Origin of the sequence: Streptomyces sp. NBC_00057 (genome assembly GCF_045041165.1) — a bacterium.
Classification (GTDB): Bacteria; Actinomycetota; Actinomycetes; order Streptomycetales; family Streptomycetaceae; genus Streptomyces.
In genome coordinates, this window is sequence record NZ_CP108256.1 from 8,547,303 (window position 1) to 8,563,158 (window position 15,856).

Annotated in this window: 10 protein-coding genes, 1 tRNA gene and 2 pseudogenes; 8 read left to right on the top strand and 5 right to left on the bottom strand. The window is 68.8% G+C overall.

Going from position 1 to position 15,856, the window contains the following annotated elements; all coding sequences use genetic code 11:
- Nucleotides 1–150: 150 nt before the first annotated feature.
- Nucleotides 151–1,539 (bottom strand): IS1380 family transposase, encoded by a 1,389-nt coding sequence (locus OG953_RS40215; RefSeq protein WP_405690785.1) that lies wholly within the window; start codon nucleotides 1,537–1,539, stop codon nucleotides 151–153.
- Nucleotides 1,540–1,746: 207 nt separating this feature from the next.
- Here OG953_RS40215 and OG953_RS40220 point away from each other — a divergent pair, with 207 nt between their 5' ends.
- From OG953_RS40220 to OG953_RS40240, 5 genes and pseudogenes are all read left to right on the top strand, one after another.
- Nucleotides 1,747–2,157 (top strand): VOC family protein, encoded by a 411-nt coding sequence (locus OG953_RS40220; RefSeq protein WP_405690787.1) that lies wholly within the window; start codon nucleotides 1,747–1,749, stop codon nucleotides 2,155–2,157.
- 111 nt (nucleotides 2,158–2,268) lie between these two features.
- Nucleotides 2,269–2,727, top strand: a pseudogene (locus OG953_RS40225) (TetR/AcrR family transcriptional regulator); the annotation flags it as partial.
- A gap of 45 nt (nucleotides 2,728–2,772) precedes the next feature.
- Nucleotides 2,773–3,105, top strand: coding sequence for a DUF1349 domain-containing protein (locus tag OG953_RS40230; protein ID WP_405690788.1), 333 nt, complete (start codon nucleotides 2,773–2,775; stop codon nucleotides 3,103–3,105).
- Between the two features lie 324 nt (nucleotides 3,106–3,429).
- Complete coding sequence (locus OG953_RS40235) at nucleotides 3,430–3,633, top strand: cold-shock protein (protein WP_015613078.1); 204 nt, start codon at nucleotides 3,430–3,432, stop codon at nucleotides 3,631–3,633.
- Between the two features lie 309 nt (nucleotides 3,634–3,942).
- Nucleotides 3,943–4,015, top strand: a tRNA-Ala gene (locus OG953_RS40240).
- 96 nt (nucleotides 4,016–4,111) lie between these two features.
- Here OG953_RS40240 and OG953_RS40245 read toward each other — a convergent pair.
- Nucleotides 4,112–4,540: a glycoside hydrolase family 76 protein gene (locus tag OG953_RS40245; protein ID WP_405690790.1), complete on the bottom strand. Its 429-nt coding sequence runs from the start codon at nucleotides 4,538–4,540 to the stop codon at nucleotides 4,112–4,114.
- Nucleotides 4,541–4,947: 407 nt separating this feature from the next.
- Between OG953_RS40245 and OG953_RS40250 the strand changes: the two genes are divergently transcribed.
- A complete protein-coding gene (locus OG953_RS40250) occupies nucleotides 4,948–8,319 on the top strand; it encodes a PQQ-binding-like beta-propeller repeat protein (protein ID WP_405690792.1) in 3,372 nt (1,123 codons plus the stop codon).
- A 15-nt stretch (nucleotides 8,320–8,334) separates the two neighbouring features.
- Entirely contained in the window at nucleotides 8,335–9,612 is a 1,278-nt protein-coding gene (locus OG953_RS40255; RefSeq protein ID WP_405690794.1) for a hypothetical protein, read from the top strand.
- Nucleotides 9,613–9,972: 360 nt separating this feature from the next.
- Here OG953_RS40255 and OG953_RS40260 read toward each other — a convergent pair whose 3' ends face one another.
- From OG953_RS40260 to OG953_RS40270, 3 genes and pseudogenes are all read right to left on the bottom strand, one after another.
- Nucleotides 9,973–10,164, bottom strand: a complete 192-nt coding sequence (locus OG953_RS40260) for an alpha-L-fucosidase (protein WP_405692352.1) — start codon at nucleotides 10,162–10,164, stop codon at nucleotides 9,973–9,975.
- Nucleotides 10,165–10,228: 64 nt separating this feature from the next.
- Nucleotides 10,229–10,324, bottom strand: a pseudogene (locus OG953_RS40265) (zinc ribbon domain-containing protein); the annotation flags it as partial.
- A 125-nt stretch (nucleotides 10,325–10,449) separates the two neighbouring features.
- The gene (locus OG953_RS40270; protein WP_405690795.1) at nucleotides 10,450–12,399 is read right to left on the bottom strand and encodes an amino acid transporter; all 1,950 of its coding nucleotides are present in this window, start codon (nucleotides 12,397–12,399) and stop codon (nucleotides 10,450–10,452) included.
- Between the two features lie 750 nt (nucleotides 12,400–13,149).
- On the opposite strand from OG953_RS40270, the gene OG953_RS40275 reads away from it, so the two are divergent.
- The gene (locus tag OG953_RS40275; protein ID WP_405690797.1) at nucleotides 13,150–15,669 is read left to right on the top strand and encodes a DUF4118 domain-containing protein; all 2,520 of its coding nucleotides are present in this window, start codon (nucleotides 13,150–13,152) and stop codon (nucleotides 15,667–15,669) included.
- Nucleotides 15,670–15,856 lie beyond the last annotated feature (187 nt).

Consider the following 15,856-nt stretch of genomic DNA (forward strand, 5'->3'; position numbering starts at 1 on the left):
CCGGCTTGATTGTGGTGTGATTGGTTCGGGGTCGTGCAGGGCGTGTCGGGGCTGAGTTGCGGATTCGGGCGTGAGGTGGCCGCTGGTCTGTCCAGCTTTTCCACTTTTCCGCAGGTGTCGGGCCCTTTCGGGCAGGTCGGTCAGGGAGTGTCAGAGGGCTGGTGGCGCGTGCACGATGCTGAAGAGCTGGGTGAAGTCCGTGCTCCAGGGCCAGCGTTCGGGTAGGTGCAGGGTGAGGCGGCGGGCCGAGCGGGCCAGGCGGGCGGGCACGTTGATCAGGTGGTCACGGATGGTGGCGGTGGTCGCTCTGGCATGGAACGTTCCGGCCAGTGCGCCGGCGGCGCGGGTCAGGTTGTGCGCCAGGGCTGCCAGGGCGAGCCACGCGGCATTGGCCTGGAAATGTCCGGAGGGCGCGTGGGCGAAGGCGCTGTTCTTGACATCCGCGATCACCTGCTCGACGACAGCGTGCCGTCGGTGATCACGCTCGGCATTGTTCAAGGAGAGCGGGGAGTCGGTGAACGCGGCGTGGTAGCGCCAGGTGTCAAACAGCGTGCCCTGTCCGGCGGGGACGGCTTCAGCGCTCAGGCGTTTGACGCGGCGCACGATCAGACGGGCGGTGACCTGCTGCTTCTTCGGCTTGGAGGTGAAGGCGGTGTAGCCGGTCTCGGCTATCTCGGCGTCGGAGATCCAGCACTGGCCCTCCTCGTCCCAGACCGCCTGGGGGTACTTGATCGGCGTCCAGGCGTCCTCATCGATGCGGGCGATGGCGGCCTTGACGGAAGCATTCATCCGCACGGTGATGGAGAACCGCGCGCCCAGCGCCCGGCAGGAGTTCACGACATCGGCGCCGTAGAACGCCGAGTCCGCACGCATCACCAGCAGGCCACTGGCGCCGCAGGCGCGAGCGGTGCGGATGGTCTCGGCGACGAATGCCGCCGCCCCGCGCGCGGAGTTCGATGGTCCCTTGCGCAGCCTCGTGGCGGCGATCACCGGGGCGGCCAGGGGTGTGGAGACGATGCCGAGCAGCGCGTTCAGGCCCTTGACCTTGCTGTATCCGTAACCGGCTCCCTGCTTGGCGTAGCCGTAGGTGCGGCGGATGGTGTCATCGATGTCCACGTAGGCGACCTGGCCCGCGCCGGGCAGCAACGGCGCGTGACGGGCCAGTTCGGGAAGGAACCGGCGGGCCACAGCATGCAGTTGCTTCACATGCCCGTGCGTGAAGGAACGCAGAAACGACCCCAGCGTGGACGGGGCCCGCACACCGGAGAAAAGGCGGCCCATCGCGCCGTGCCGTAGCCGGTGCATGTCATCGATGCTGTCGGCGCCCGCGACCATGCCGCCCACCAGCGACATCACTTTCGCCGCGGGGAAGGCACCGGTGCCGTCCTTCGAGGCCGGCAGACGGATGTATTCCCCGACCAGTGCGGGCAGACCGCACCGCTCGGCCAACCGCACCACCGGCTCCAGGCCGCCGTGCGCGATCAGGTTCGGGTCGTCGAACGCGGATGAGACCGCCGCTGCGGCATGGGAAGATTGCATCTCGGAAGTGCCTTGCTGATCGTGCCTGATGTGGTCCTAGAGAAACCCCATCATCGCAGGTCACAGGGCACTTCTTCGTTCCCCGAGAAACTGTCCACAGACATCAAGCCGGTGGATCCAGGCTGAGCATCCGCACTGCCCGTACCGTCCGTCGATTGAGCAGTTTTGGATAAGTTTTCGTCCGGCTTGCCCGGTAGCGTGATGCACATGTTCAACGCCATCACACACTCGCAGATATACGTCCTCGACCAGGACGAAGCCCTTGACTACTACGTCGGAAAGCTTGGTCTGGAGGTCAACGCCGACATCGACCTGGGCTTCATGCGCTGGCTGACCGTCAGCGTCCCGGGTCACCCGGAGCGCCAGATCCTGCTGGAGAAGCCAGGTGCTCCGGCGATGTCCGAGGAAACGGCGCAGCAGGTCCGCGAGCTGGTGACCAAGGGCGTGATGGGTGGCTCGCTCATCTTCAGCACGGACGACTGCCGCAAGACGTACGAAACGCTGTTGGACCGGGGCGTCGAGTTCACCGAGGAGCCCACCGATCGTCCGTACGGAACCGACTGTGGCCTTCGCGATCCCTTCGGCAACAGCATCCGCTTCACCCAGCCGAGGACCTGAGGGCTGTCCCACGGGTTATGAGCGGAGCCAGAGCAGAATCGCGGCAACGGGCGGACGACACGCACCCGGCCGAAGCGCTCCAGCAGAGGGCCGCCGGTGAAGCGGCCGAGGGTCGGGTCGATGACCTATCACTTCGCTGACACGGACGAGCTGCTGCGTGAGGCGTTCACCGGCTTCACCAGCAGCATCGTCGCTGTATTCGAGGAACGCCTCGCAGCCGCCACCACACCCGGCCAGACACGGGAAGCGGTCGCGGACCTCATCCACCACCTGTCCAGCGGCAACCAGCGCGAACTCGTCCTCACCCACGAGCTGTACGCCCTCGCGGCACGCAAGCCCACCTACCGGGAACTGACCCGGGAATGGATGCGTCGCAGCAGCCGCGCCCTGGAATGGCACTTCGACCCGGCAACGGCCCGTCAGCTCGACGCCCTCATCGAAGGACTGTCCATTCACCGTGCCCTTGACACCGAACCCCACGAACGCGCCCTCACCCTCGAAGCCATCATCCGTATCACCAGCACAGACAGCGGCCCTGGCGTGCAGACTGCCGCGCGGCCAGACGCCTGACCGCCCTGCCACTCAGACGCCTGACCGGCACCACACCAGACCACGGTGCCCGGCACCGACGACCTCGTGCGGCTCTCTGACCTCTCAGCTCGGCACATCGCCCAAGGACTCGACACCGCGCACAACCCCTATCCGCACCAGGCACTGATCTACGCCGACGCCGTCCGGACCAGCCGCGACGGCGATGCCGTGACGATCCGGGCCCGCCGCGACAACGACCCATGGCCCATGGTCCGGCTCGCCCCACTCGCACCCGAGGCAGAAGCATCAGCCGGCCCCTTCTGCTGCTCCCCACTGCGAGAGGGCCTGAAAGTGCGGTTCACCGGCTTCTGTCAGGGGCCGGCCGACGCGTCACTCCACGACCCGACCGAATCGTAGAGCAGGGGGTCAACACGCCCCTGGCGCCAGAAGGGCCTCCGGCTCGGAGCGAGCCCGTTCCCGCCGTGCGACTCTCATGCGCGCGCGGGCAGGGCCCGGATCACTTCGTGACTGTTGACGGACATTCTCAACTCAGGATCGATGACGACTCATTGCTCTCTGGTGATGGGCGGTCTCGCCATGTAGTGTCACCGGCAGATGTCGTGGTTCGCAGTACCTGCCCGCGCTCCGCGCGGGCACTTTGCTGTGCAGTGCCTGAGAACCAGGGCGATCACCTCCGGGTCCGCGCGGTGCGGATCCGACTATCGACTGAGAGGCACCGGCATGGCCAGCGGAACCGTCAAGTGGTTCAACTCGGAAAAGGGCTTCGGCTTCATCGCTCAGGACGGCGGCGGCCCCGACGTCTTCGCGCACTACTCCAACATCAACTCCACAGGCTTCCGTGAGCTCCAGGAAGGCCAGGCCGTCACCTTCGACATCACCCAGGGCCAGAAGGGGCCGCAGGCGGAGAACATCACCGCCGCCTGATCCGGCGACAGGCACCGCCGGGCCCCGGAGCATCCGCTCCGGGGCCCGGCACATCCCGCTCGACCCAATCAGACGGGCCCCGTGCCGTGGCGTGCAGACCGCCTGCAGGACTCCGGGCACAGAAAGACCTGGGGCTCGGAGCCGCCGCATGCCCTGCTCGCTCGCGCGCTGAGCGCACAGGCGCCAGCCGCCAATCCTCAGCGCCATGCCGGTCCGCGCCCTGGCGAGCCGAGCCGCTGCTCAGAGAACACCACTTCGGATAATCCGGAAGCACGGAACGCAGATGGCTTCTAGGATCACGAGCAGGGTGGGGCTGTAGCGCAGTGGTCGTCGCGCCTTCACGGCATGTAGGAAGACGCCGGTTCGAATCCGGTCGGCCCCATCCAACGCCAGGTGGTCAAACCCGCGTCTGCTCGCATGCGGTCGGGTGTTTGAGTCTGGGGCCGGTCGTTGTCGTAGTCGAAGGCCGGCTGGAACGTCAGCATCCTCGCGTCCACGTTGCCCGGCAGCGCCGGTGGCGGAGCGGCGTGGGCCAGCGCGGGGGAGGCCGGGGCGAGTAGCTGTTGGATGTGCACCCGGTTCCGTCGGGCTCGTACGGCTCGTGCAGGGTGGCTCCCGGGTTGAGGTAGCCCGACGACGTCGAGGCGTCGGCCGGGGCGCGGGCGCTGTCCAGCAGTGAGCCGTCGCCCGTTGCGCGGTGCAGTTCCGCGAGGCCGGCCAGGACCACGCCCTGGTTGTAGGTCCAGGCGGTGTCACCGTTGTTCGCGCAGGCCGCGGTCAGAACGTTGTTGACGGTCCCGCTCCCATTGATCATCCCGCCCGCCCGGAACCATGCCCACTCGTCCCGGGCCCGTCGCCGATAGGTGGTGTCCAGCACCCCAACGGACCTGGAGACACGACTGGCCACGGCCTTCGACCGCCTCGCCGCACTGCCCCGTGCTGTCAGCTGATCAAGAACCGTCCTGACCGCCCACGATCCGAAAGGCCTCGGAGAGCCCGACCACCGCGCCGGAACTCCGTCATGCCAAGCAGCGAAATCAGTTTGCCCATCCGACAGCTGACGATCGGAAACGTCTCTTCACCCCAACAGAAACAGCGAGGTGAGGGGGAAATCGTGCAGCAGGCGCAGGATCCCGTAGACCTCTCCGCTCTCAAGGCCCCCTGTCATCGAGGACATGAAAGAGCTGATGACACATCTCAAGCGCCCCGCGTGACCCAACAGCCATGAACGGGACGCTGAACATTTCCGGGCGGCTCCGTGAAGTCGCTCAGGACCGACCGGTAACCGACCAGCGGATCATTAACGTCCGCTTTATGAAGCACATATGCAGAGCAGCCGGGCTCGCCCTCGCGCTGCTGTTTCTCGTGCTGGGCATCGGCGCCCAGGCCGCGTCCGCGCATGTCACGCGCGAGCATGCGGAACTCGTGGTCGCGCCCGGTGACAACGTCACCAGCGGCCGCCTGATCGTGCACAACGCCGTCGTGGCCCCCGAGCAGGCCGGTGCGTGGGCGGCCGGGCTGCTCTCGGCCCCCTGCCCGGCCACCGGCTCGGGCGTGCCCGGCGACAACGGCGGCGTGCCCGGCGGCGTCGTCATCGAGCTGGCGTGGAGCTGCCACGTCGACGCGCTCGACCTGAGCCCGCTCATCGACAAGGGCGGACTGACCCAGGTCGTCGTCGAGTTCGACGGCACGGCCGTCGACGCCTCTGCGGCCACCCCGCTCGTCGACGTCCACGGCGCGCACGCCCTGCCGTCGTTCCCCTGGCTCACCGTCGCGCTCGTCACGGCCGCCGGTGTCGTACTGCTGCTCGTAGCTTGCCGACTGCCGTTCCTCGTCCGCGGACTGCGCCGTACCCGGCGGCGCTGGCAGCTGGCGACCGCCGGAGCCGTCGCACTGTCCTTCCTCGCGCCCCAGGCGGCCTTCGCCGACGACAGCGCGGATCCGGTCGACACCGTCACCGTCGAGGGCACGGCCTTCAAGGACCGCAACGGCAACGGCGAACGGGACAAGGGCGAGCAGCCCATGCCCGGCATCGATGTCACCGACGGCGCCGTGTGGACCACGACCGGCGCGGACGGTTCGTACAGCCTGCAGATCGACCCGAAGCGGCGCGAGACCGACCTCGTCAGCATCGTCTCGCCCGACGGCTACACGCCCGCGCTGCGCAAGGATTACATTCCGCAGTTCTTCCACAAGGTCCCCGAGACCGGTGGCAGGGACGTCGACTTCGCGCTCGTACCCGACCGTAACGCCTCTAACCCCACCGAGAAGTGGGTCATGAACTCCGACTCCGAAGTCAGTAACACCTCCGACGCCCAGGCGCGGGGCGCCCTGCCCCAGTGGACCGGCCAGGTCCAGGCGATGTCCGAGGTCGACGGCGCGACGATGCAGATCGCGACCGGTGACCTCACCGTCACGGACTACGCCGACGAGCCGCGCCGCCAGGGCGGGTACGACATGTTCAGCAAGGGCCTGGAGGAGGGCCGGCTCGGTCACCCCTTCTATCCGGTGATGGGCAACCACGACTTCGGCGGCACGGCGACCTCCCAGGGCTACGCCGGCAGCATGGAGTACTACCGCCGCAACCTCGCCCCCGAGTGGTACAGCTTCGACCGAAACGGCCGCCACATCGTCGTCCTCGAGGACAACTACGACGCGAGCGGGCTGAAGCCGCAGCTGGAGTGGCTGCGCCAGGACCTCGCCCGGCACGCGGCCGGCAAGCAGGTGTTCGTCTTCGCCCACCGCTCTCTGTTCACCCAGTGGGGCCCGGGCGCCGGCATGCAGCCGACGATCGACGAGCTCGCCAAGTACGACGTACGGATGGTCGCCGCCGGTCACAACCAGCAGGCCGAGTTCCGGCGCGGCGCCTTCAAACGATCCGTCGAGATCAACAACCAGGGCACGTACGGCATCGACGGCGCCCGCCCCGACTACAAGGTCCTCGACTTCAGCGCCATTACGGACGATCCGCGCACGCCCCGCAACGAGGACACCGGTCATGTGACCGGCGTTCACCGGCAGTTCACCATCGACGACGACGCCGCGCTGGTCAGCCCCGCCCAGGGCAGTGTGCACGGTACCAAGGCCGCAGTGCCCGTCGAGGTGTACGCGGAGGACGACGGCCGCACGCCCGCCAGGGCGGTGCTGACCGTCCGCAACAGCCGAGGGCACCTGGTGAAGCGTGAGGACGCGCGCTTCGGCAAGGGGGCGTCCCGCCCCGGCATCGAGAACTGCTACACCCCGCCCGGCGGCACGCCGGAGCCCTGCCCCGACGCACGCGGCGCCTGGACGCGGGCGAGCGGCACGCTGCACGGACTGCGGCCCGGCACGTACACCGCCGAGTCGCTCGTGTACGACACCCGGGGCAAGCGGTTCCCCGTCGTGAAGAACACCTTCGAGATCGTGCGTGAATCGGAGCTCGCGAAGCCCGGGACCGGGCAGGAATGGCTGCGGCAGGGCGGCGACGAGGCCGGGCGGTCCGCGAGCGGCGACGATCCCGGCGCGAAGCTCGACCTCAAGTGGGCCCGCCACACCGGCGAGCAGTTCAACCTCAACGGCTCGGTGGTCGCGGACGGCAAGCTCATCGTCTCGTCCCGCGCCTTCGACTCGCCGTACAGCATGATGCTCGCGTACGACATCGCCTCCGGGCGTGAGCTGTGGCGTACGTATCTGGACGGCGACGCCGAGTCGGCGCCGACGCTCCACGGCGGCAAGGTCTATCTGACCACCGGCGTCGGCCGGATCTACGCGCTCGACGCCGCGAGCGGCCGCATCGCCTGGCAGTCGATCGACCGCGAGGAGACCCACGGGGACACCGTGCGCCGCTACGGCCGCGCCGGCGGACCGGTCAGCGTCTTCGCGCTCACGGGCGCGGACCACCGCTCGGTCGCCGTCTACCAGGACGCTTCCACGGTCCGCTGCCGGGACGCCGAGACCGGCGGGAAGCTGCCCGGCGGCTTCGGCGCCGCGTTCTCCTGGGGACAGGCCCACAGCACGGTGATCCGCGAGCCCGGATCCAACACCGCCTACCTACACTCCATGTCGAGCAACACCGTCATAGCGATGGACCTCGCGACCTGCACCCAGCTGTGGGTGAAGGACACCGCGGGCGGCATCGACAGCCACTCCTCGCCCGTCCTGACCGACCCGACAGCCTCGGGCGGCGCGGCAAAGCTGGTCACGTTCACGGCGTCCGGCGCCCGCGGCCACGACCCGAAGACGGGCGCGGTGACCTGGGAGTCCAAGCTGGGCGGTGGCAGTACCTGCGAGCCGGGTCCCGCCCCGATCACCAGCCCGGCCGTATGGGGCGCCACCGCCTATGTCGCGGGCCGCGACGGTGTCGTACGCGCCTACGACACGAGCGCGTCCGACCCGTCGAAGCCGGTGTGGGAGGCCAAGTCCGGCTATCTGGCGGGGGAGAGCCCGCTGGACGACAAGTGGCGGGTCGCCATGGGCTGTTCGGCCGGTGACGGTTCGCCGACGATGCACCCGCTGGTCACGAAGTCCCATGTGTACGTCGGGACGTGGGACGGTCGCCTGCTCGTTCTGGACCGGGCGAGCGGGACGCAGGTCGCCTCGTACAACCTCGGCGCGGGAGTGGCCTCGGCCCTCTCCGTGAGCGGTGACTGGGTCTTCGCCCTCACGGACGACGGCACGGTCCACGCGCTCGCCGCACGCCGGAAGTAGAAGGGAAGCACCAGCGTGCGATCACTCCGCACCGGGGTGCTGCTCCTGCTCACCGCCGTCCCCGCGCTGCTCCTGGGCAGCGCGGGGACGGCGCAGGCGCACCCCTTCGGAACCCCTCCCGTCGTGAAGATCGAGGCGGCGGGCACCAGCGTCGACGCCACCTGGTCCGCGCAGCGGGACGACGTCGCCGTCCTGAAGAAGGAGTCCGGCGGTGACGAGGCGGGCTATCTGCGCTCGCACATCGTCGTACGCCAGGATGGCCGCCCCTGCCGTGTGGACCGGGCGGACGACGTGAAGCTCCACTTCGTCTGCCCGCGGCCGGTGGACCGCATCGAACTGACGGTCACGGCGCTGACGGACGTCAACCCGGCGTACCGGACACTGTCGGTGACGGGCACGGGCTCCGGCGGGCTGCACACTGCACAGGAGCCGACGCGGACGCTGACCCTGATACCGGCGGCCGCGGGAGCCGCTGCCGCACCGGCCGCTTCGGGCTGGGCGGCCTGGACAACCGACCTGACCTCACTGCTGGACCACGGCGCGGCCCTCCCGCTGGCTCTGCTCGTGGCTGCGGCCGTGGGTGCCCTCCACGCCTGCGCGCCGGGGCACGGGAAGTCGCTGGCCGCCGGGTATCTGGTGGGCGGCAGGGGCAGGCCGCGTGACGCGGTGTGGCTGGGCGGGATCGTCGCCGTGATGCACACGTTCTCGGTCGCCGCTCTGGCGGTCGGCTGGTGGCTGGCGGCGAACAGCACGCCGGACATCGCGGCGCTGACGGGGTGGCTCCAGCTGATCGCGGCGCTGGTGGTGGCCGGGGTGGGGGTGAGCCTGCTGCGGCGCCATCTGCGCCACCGAAGGCACCACCAACCCCATCACGGGCCTGATCACGAGCACGGGCATGACCACAGGCATGACCACGGGCACGATCACGGGCACAGCCATCACCTCCCGGATGCCCCGTCCCTCCTCACCTGGCGAGGCCTCGTGCTTCTCGGCGCGTCGGGCGGCCTGCTGCCCTCGCCGTCAGCCTTCCTCGTCCTGCTCACCGGCCTGCTGACCGGCAAGGTCGGCATCGCCCTCGCGATGGTCGTCGCCTTCGGCCTCGGCATGGCGCTGACGCTCACCGGCGTCGGCCTGATCGTGCTGCGCGGCCGGGACGCGCTGCTGGACCGTGTCTCCCGCTCCCGGACGCTGCGGACGTGGACGCCGAGGGTTCCACTGTTCGCGGCCTCGGCGGTGGTGGCCGGAGGGACGGTGGCCTCGGCGGTTGCCGCAGGCCACCTCCTCGCTCCGTGATCTCCGTAGCTCTGTGAGTTCCGTGATGTCCGCGTACGACAAGGGCGCCCCCGTCCGGCCTGAAACCAGGCGGGGGCGACCGGCTCCGGCGGGCCGGATGGTGCGAGACCGGCAACCAGGATGGCCTTGTCTCACCGGACGGACACGTTGACGTCGAACTGCTCACCGGATTGCCCTTGCGCCGGCAGCTTTTTGGGGCTGCCCCCTGAACCGGCCGCATACCGCGGGCCGAGGCGCCCTCAGTGGTTACCTCGGCCGTGCGCCTGACAATGCGCCGTGGGCCCGGAGCCGCGGACTCCAAGCACACGGCCCGCGACTCTCCCGGGCATTGACCCCAGAGGGAGTCCTCGGCGGCATCGGCTACTGCAGACTGCCGATCTCCTTCAGCCGGTCGACGTAGTTCCGGGGTATCCGACCGCTGAGGTCAGGACCGACATTCAGCAGGAAGAGGGAGTTTCCGGCATTTGCCTTGTGGAGGTTGTCGACGATCTCCTGGGCCGAACGCGGTTGCCCTGTGGATGTGGTGTGGAACCAGGTGCGGTTCGTGTCCAGAGTGTCGCTGCTGTCGGTTCGCTATGCCTGGTTGGCGTTGCGACGGCCCGGCCCGTAGAACGTTGAGTGCCCCGACCTTGTCGGCATGCGCCTGGTGGCCGCAGCTGACGCAGTGGAACTTCTCCTGTGTGGGCCGGTTCTCCTTCGCGTGTGCAGGCACCCTCCTTTGGTCCGCCGGTCGTGGGTGCGGCGGGTCCTGGACACTGAGCGGATGACCGCGCTCCTGGTGGTGGCTCAGGTGCGGTCGAAGGCCCGGTCAGCCTTGCCGCGCAGCGCTCGCCCGGCTCATCCGACGTGGACACGGGGGCGGCGGGCCCGGTCGGGTTCCGCCTCGCGGAGGACCTCACGGGTGACGGGGGCGACCTCGCCCTGGCCGAAGAGGAAGAAGCGCAAGAAGTTGGCGAAGGGGTTGCCCTCGGTCCATTCGAAGTAGATGTGTGGGGTGCAGCCGGTGGTGTTGCGGACGTGCAGGAGCAGGGCGGCCAGGGCGTTGGGGATGGAGGAACTCTCCAGGGTCAGGACGCGGTAGCGGCCGTGCAGGACTTCGCCGTGTACGTCCAGGCGCGCTTCGAACTCCGAGGGGTCGAGCACCGTGACCTCGACGAAGACGAAGTCTTCCTGGGCCGGGACGTCGTTGTCGTGACGGATCTGCTCGATCTTGTCGCGGTACTCGGCGATGTCGCGGTTGTCGGGCTCATTGGCGATGAACCGGATCCTGCGGCTGGCGACGTCCCGCACGAAACGCTCCGCCATGTTGTCCATGGTCACGCTGGTGACCCGCAGCTCGAAGGCGCGGGCGAGCCGTGAAAGCAGTGAGATGAGGATGATTCCGGCGATGAAGCAGGCACCGATCTTCACGCCGTCGGGGCGCTCGATGACGTTCACCACGGTGGTGTAGAGGAAGATCGCCGAGATGACGGCAAAGGCGATGGTCCAGTTGTGCTGGCCGGCCTTGCGCGCGGCGATGGTGACGGCGATGGCGGCGGAGCTGATCAGCACGAGGACGCCGGTGGCGTAGGCGCCACCCTGGGCGTCGACGTCGGCGTCGAAGATCCATGTGACCAGGAATGCCACCAGGGTGAACACGATCACCATCGGGCGCACGGCGCGCGCCCAGTGCGGGGCCATCCCGTATCGGGGTAGGTAGCGGGGCATCAGGTTGAGCAGGCCGGCCATGGCGGAGGCGCCGGCGAACCACAGGATGGCGATGGTTGAGACGTCGTAGACCGTGCCGAAGATGTTTCCGAGGTACTCGTGCGCCAGATACGCGAGTGCGCGGCCGTTGGCCCGGCCGCCCGACTCGAACTCCTTCTCCGGGATGAGCACGGTGGTGATGAAGCTGGTGGCGATCAGGAACACGCTCATGATCACTGCGGCGGTGGTCAGCAGCTTCTGCGTGCCCCGGATACGGCCGGTGGGTTTCTCCTCGGTGTCGTCGGGGTCGCCCTCGACGTGTGGCATGACCGCCACGCCCGTCTCGAAGCCGGACAGGCCGAGGGCCAGTTTCGGGAAGACCAGCAGCGCGACGCCGACCATGGCGATGACGTTGCCGTGCTCGGTGGTCAGGGCGTTGGTCCAGTCGGTGACCACGTGCGCGGCGGTGGCGACGTGCCACAGGCCCACCACCACGACGACGACGTTCAGGGTCAGGTAGATTCCGACCAGGACGACGGCGACGCCGATGGCCTCCAGGAAGCCCTTGAGGAACACCGCCCCGAGCAGCGCGACCAGCAGCAACGTGATCAGCATCTGCTTGTCGTGCAGCGCATCGGTCAGGTGCGGGTTCTCCACCAGGTGGGTGGAGGCGTCCGCCGCCGACAGCGTGATGGTGATCAGGAAGTCCGTGGCAGCGAAGCCGAGCAGCGTCAGGACGAACAGCTTGCCCTTCCAGAACGACAGCAGCCGCTCCAGCATCGCGATCGATCCCTCGCCCCGCGGGCTCTCCTCGGCCACCCGCCGGTAGACCGGCAGCGCGCCCGCCAGAGTGACGATCACGAGCACGATGGTGGCCACGGGGGACAGGAGCCCGGCCGCAAGAGCGGCGATGCCCGGCTGATAGCCCAGCGTGGAGAAGTAGTCGACGCCGGTCAGGCACATCACCCGCCACCACCGCTGCCCCTTGTGTGCGGGCTCAGGCTTGGCGTGCGGCCCCTGCTGGTGCCCGGCCATGTCGGACAAGCCTTCCAGCATCCACGCGCGCAGGCGACTCGTAGGGGCGTGGGCGGGGGTGGCCATCGGCGTGCTCCTGGCGTCTGGCGAAGCGAAAGGTTCCGGCCATCGAGGAGACGGCCGCATCAGCGTACGCAAGGAGTGATCCACAACCGAGGGCTTCCCCCGCACCGAGGAGAAACGTGTCCGCGCCCGCCCACCACGACCGTCCTTCGGACAGTGAGAACGCTGCACCGAGGGCACCGTGAATTCGCTGGTCCCAGGGCCCACGGAAGGCGCGGGCATCTTCACCGGAGTCGCTGACGACGACCCGTACGAGATGGTCCTCAGTGACAGCGCTCCGCTGGGCCGGCTCGCTGCTCCCGGACGTTCCCCTCGAGCGAGGTCATGCTGGGCTCGACGGGGTGTGGACGCGGTGGCGATCTTCAGCCAGTACTGGACCCATGGTTCGCTGGTCGTCCAGGCGTTGCGGGCCCGCCGCCAGCGGCCAATCGTCTCCACCCACATCGGCTCATCCCTCAACATCCCACGCGTGCAGAGAAAATGCGCAGATCGCGACCTCGTGCAACACGCTTCAGGGCCGCCTCTCCGGTCTGCTCAGCGCTCCTGTCACCATCGCCGGTGCCCTCGCCCCCCTTCGCACTGGCTCTCACCCATGCGGCCTGCACGAGTCACCGCAGTCCGCCGAGGACGCGATACACCCCGGGGGTGCCCTTGAGGGCTCCGGGCCGGTGTCGTCGAGTGGAACGGCTGTGAGGGGCGCACCATGGAAGGGCGCGAGCACGACATGGGGGTGACCTGGGCAGGAGTCCGCCGGTGGCACGTGGACGGTTGCGGATCTACCTCGGGGCCGCCCCCGGGGTCGGGAAGACGTACACCATGCTCGCCGAGGGACAGCGGCTGCGTTCACGGGGCGCGGATGTGGTCGTCGGCTTCGTCGAGCCGCATGGGCGTCGGCCGACCGCGGCCATGGCCGACGGTCTGGAGACGATTGCCCGGCGTACGCTGAGCCACCGCGGTGCGCTCTTCACCGAGATGGATCTCGACGCGGTGCTGGCCCGCAGTCCCCAGGTCGCGCTGGTCGACGAGCTGGCCCACTCCAACGTTCCGGGGGCCCGCAACGCCAAGCGATGGCAGGACGTGGAGGAGCTCCTGGCAGCCGGCATCGATGTCGTCACCACGCTCAACGTCCAGCACCTGGAATCCCTCAACGACGTGGTACGGCAGATCACGGGGGTCACGCAGCGCGAGACCCTGCCCGAAGAGGTGGCCCGCCGGGCCGACCAGATCGAACTGGTCGACCTGCCACCGGAGGTGCTCCGCCGCCGCATGGTCCATGGCGACATCTATCCGCCGGACCGCATCGAGTCCGCCCTCACCCACTACTTCCGGGTCGGCAACCTCACCGCCCTGCGCGAAATCGCCCTGCTGTGGCTCGCCGACCGGGTGGAGGAGGGGCTGCAGCGCTACCGCGCGGAACACGGCATCGTCGCTCTCTGGGAGATCCGGGAGCGCATCCTGGTGTCCCTGAGCGGCGGGCCGGAGGGCGAGACCCTCATCCGCCGTGCCGCGCGGATCAGCGCTCGTACCCCCGGCACCGAGTTGCTGGCCCTCCACGTGGTCCTGGAGGACGGGCTCACGGGCGTCGACCCCGCGGTACTGGACACCCAGCGCACCCTTGTGGAGTCGCTCGGCGGCAGCTACCACCAGACCACTGGCGAGGACATCGTCGACGCCTTGCTCCAGTTCGCCGAGGCGGAGAACGTCACCCAGATCGTGCTGGGCGCGAGTCGGCACGGCCGTCTCGCCTCCCTCCTGAGGGCAGGTGTGGGAGAGCGGACGATCAAGGGGTCCGGCCCCATTGACGTGCACATCGTCACCCATGAGGAGGCAGCAGGGTCTGTTGTGGTGAGGCTTCCGCATCCGATCCGTGGCACGGGCCCAAGACGGTACTGGGCCGCGTGGGTCGGCGCCGTGATGCTGCTGCCCGTACTGACGCTCCTGCTGACCGTGCTGCGTGGCCATCTCGACCTCTCCAGCGACCTGGTGATCTATCTGCTCGTCGTCGTCGTGGTCGCCCTGGTCGGCGGGCTCCATCCCGCGCTGTTCGCCGCCGTTGCCGCAGCATTGCTCGCCGATTACTACTTCACCGCACCGGTGCACTCGCTGGCCATTGAGCGCCCGGACGAGATCACCGCGCTCGTGGTCTTCATCGCCACAGCCGCTCTCGTCGGCACGGCAGCGGGAACGGCTGCGCAGCGTACGTACCAGGCCGTACGCGCGACATCGGAGGCGAGGGCGTTGAGCCGCCTGGCTGCCGCCATGATGCGTGGCCAGGATCTGACGGCACTGGTGGAGCAGATCCGGGAGAACTTCGGCCTCAGTGCGATCAGCCTGCTCGAAAGGGATCCGGAATCATCTCCCGTGCCCCGCTGGTACGTGGTCGCCAGCGCCGGGGAGCGGCCGCCGGAAAAGCCCTACGAGGCGGATGTGGAAAGCCCCGTCGACGACAATCTCACGCTGGCTGCTCGCGGCTCAGGACTGAGCACGGAGGACCAGCGCGTCCTCGCCGCATGCGCCGCCGAATTGGGACTGGCCCATGCCCGAGGGCGGATCGCCGGGCGTTCCGGCGGCACGGACACCTTCGCCGACGCCGAACGCACCCGGGCATCCCTGCTTCTCGCAGCAGGCCGCGATCTGCGTGCTCCGCTGCACACGGCTGAAGCAGCGCTCGTGCGCTTGCGGCGTCGACGCGCCGACGCGCCTGCCCCGGAGGAGGCGCAGTTGTTGGACGCTGCCCGCGCGGCGGTGCACCGTGCGGCGCAGTTGGTCACCGATCTCGACGATGTGAGTCGTCTGCACGCCGGGGCACTCGATCTCTACCTCCGCCCGGTCGACCTCAACGAGGTGCTGGGCGCTGCCTTGGACGACCTCGGGCCCGGCGGCCATTCGATCGTTCTGCATCTGCCGGAACAGCTGCCCGACGTGATCGCGGACGCTGCTCTCCTCACCCGCGCCCTGACCGCCCTGGGGGCCGACGCATTGCGTCACAGTCCGCCGGACCGGCCCCCCGTCTTCACCGCCGAGGTCCAGGCCGGCCGCGTGAAGATTCGGGTGGAGGACGGCGTGCCCGTCCGAGGTCCGGAACTGGGCGCCGCGGCCTCCCGGGCTCCGGGTAGCAGGGCCGACAGCCTGGCTCTGCGGCTGTCGCGCGATTTGGCCGAGGCCATGGACGGGACCCTGGAGACGACCACTGAGGGCCCCGCCTTCTCGGCGATGCTCACTCTTCCGAGTTCCGCGCCCGGCGGCAGCGCGACATCGGGCCGCGCCGGGTGAATCCCTGCACTCCACCGTCATCCCATCGGCGCACAGGGCGGCAGGGCATTCTCGAAGTCAACTGATATAGCGTCAGAAATGAATCGACCTCGTATGCCAGATCAACCCCATATTCCAACCGGGAGGGCTGAAAAAGCCTGCCCCTGAAGACTCTGCGGGGTGCCTCGCGCATGTCGGACGTCGCGTA

Bases quoted from the DNA above. Each gene is read 5' to 3' on its own strand.
- OG953_RS40250 (WP_405690792.1), top strand. From the start codon at position 4,948: ATGAAGCACATATGCAGAGCAGCCGGGCTCGCCCTCGCGCTGCTGTTT.
- OG953_RS40220 (WP_405690787.1), top strand. From the start codon at position 1,747: ATGTTCAACGCCATCACACACTCGCAGATATACGTCCTCGACCAGGAC.
- OG953_RS40215 (WP_405690785.1), bottom strand. From the start codon at position 1,539: ATGCAATCTTCCCATGCCGCAGCGGCGGTCTCATCCGCGTTCGACGAC.
- OG953_RS40270 (WP_405690795.1), bottom strand. From the start codon at position 12,399: ATGGCCACCCCCGCCCACGCCCCTACGAGTCGCCTGCGCGCGTGGATG.
- OG953_RS40235 (WP_015613078.1), top strand. From the start codon at position 3,430: ATGGCCAGCGGAACCGTCAAGTGGTTCAACTCGGAAAAGGGCTTCGGC.